Source organism: Maledivibacter halophilus (genome assembly GCF_900167445.1).
GTDB lineage: Bacteria > Bacillota > Clostridia > Peptostreptococcales > Caminicellaceae > Maledivibacter > Maledivibacter halophilus.
Genome location: NZ_FUZT01000037.1, coordinates 1 through 1,734, shown reverse-complemented (window position 1 = coordinate 1,734; position 1,734 = coordinate 1). Strand labels below are relative to the sequence as shown.

The 1,734-nt window shown below is 29.1% G+C and carries 1 protein-coding gene; it reads left to right on the top strand.

Annotated features, from left to right (window positions below; genetic code table 11):
- The first annotated feature begins 440 nt into the window (after positions 1 to 440).
- On the top strand, positions 441 to 1,619 hold the full coding sequence (locus tag B5X81_RS26935) for a pyridoxal phosphate-dependent aminotransferase (protein ID WP_079496102.1): 1,179 nt from the start codon (positions 441 to 443) through the stop codon (positions 1,617 to 1,619).
- Positions 1,620 to 1,734: the final 115 nt, after the last annotated feature.

Genomic DNA, 1,734 nt, shown 5'->3' with positions numbered 1-1,734 from the left:
TGGTCAGGCTAAACGTTGACTTTTACATCAATCGTTCAACATGTTTTTTATCCTTACACTGTTCAGTTTTCAATGTCCAAAGTTAAATTTGTCGTTCGTTGCCGACTTACTTATATTATCATGTCTTTTGCTTAATGTCAATATATTTTTATTGCTATTTCACTTGAAACCCGCTGGGTTTTTAGCGACAATTAATATACTACCACGCCTATATATAAATGTCAACTACCAATATATTCCTCATTATTATAATCTCTTTTAGTTAAAGAAATTACATACCATAATATATAGTATAGCTCATAAGATTTTAAAACAATATATAGTAGTTAGTTTTTTGAGAAGATAATTATGCAATTTGCTCAATTAATAATATATTATTGCAAAAAATACTACTTTAATATAAATTAAATATATATATACTACTAAAGGAGCGATTTTATATGCTATCAAAAAAACTAGACCATGTAACCCCTTCTTATACTATAGAAATAAGTACTAAAGTTAGTGAATTAAAAAGTCAGGGTATTGATATAATTAATCTAAGTATCGGTGAACCTGATTTCTTTACTCCAGAACAAGCAAAACTTAAAGGTATTGAAGCCATTCATCAAAATAAAACTAAATATGATTCATCAGCAGGCTTAAAAGAACTACGAAAAGCCATTCAATACAAACTTAAAGAAGAAAATGGAGTTAATTATGAGTTTGATGAAATAGTAGTTTCAAGCGGTGCCAAACACTCAATTACTAATACTTTAATTGCTCTTCTTAACCCTGGAGACGAAGTAATTATACCTAAACCCTTTTGGGTAAGCTACTCAGAAATGGTTAAAATGCTTGGTGGTGTACCCATTTTTGTTGAAACAAATAAAAACAATAATTTTAAGATAACAGCAGAAGAATTAAAAAATTCTATTTCTGAAAAAACAAAACTTTTATTAATTAATAATCCATCCAATCCAACAGGAGCTATATATACAGAAAATGAATTGAGATCTATTGTTAATGTTTGTTTGAACAATAATGTTTATATACTGGCCGATGAAATTTATGAAAAAATATGTTATACAAATAAATTTACTAGCATAGCATCTTTATCAGAAGAAGCTAAGAATATCACAGTAACTATCAACGGCTTATCAAAATCTGCTGCTATGACTGGCTGGCGAATAGGATATTCTGCTTGCCCTAAAAAAATTGCTAAAGCAATTTCTACTATTCAAGGGCATTTAGTTTCACATCCATCTACTATTTCTCAATGGGCTGCTTACGGAGCCTTGAATCTTTGTAGTGATGAAATGAGAAACATGGTGAATATATATAAAGCTCGTAGAGACAAAGCCATTTCCTTACTTTCTAAAATAAGTGAAATTTCCTTTATAAATCCGCAAGGTGCTTTTTATATATTTATAGATATATCATCTTTAAAAGATAAGATAAATTATAAAGAAAGTTATTCTGTTGAATTTTGCAAGAGATTTTTAGAGGAATATAAGGTTGCTATCGTTCCAGGTATAGCCTTTGGGATAGATGATTATATAAGAATTGTTTATTGTGCCGACATGAAAGAAGTAGAAGAAGGAATAAAACGTCTAGAAAAATTCATAAAAAATCTATAACGCAATTTAACCCCATGTTCATGATATGCTCCCCTTATAGTAGACAGTTAAAATAATAAAACTGTTCGCTATAAGGAGGAGTATTTTTTATGGGAAGAAAAAGTAAGTTCACAAC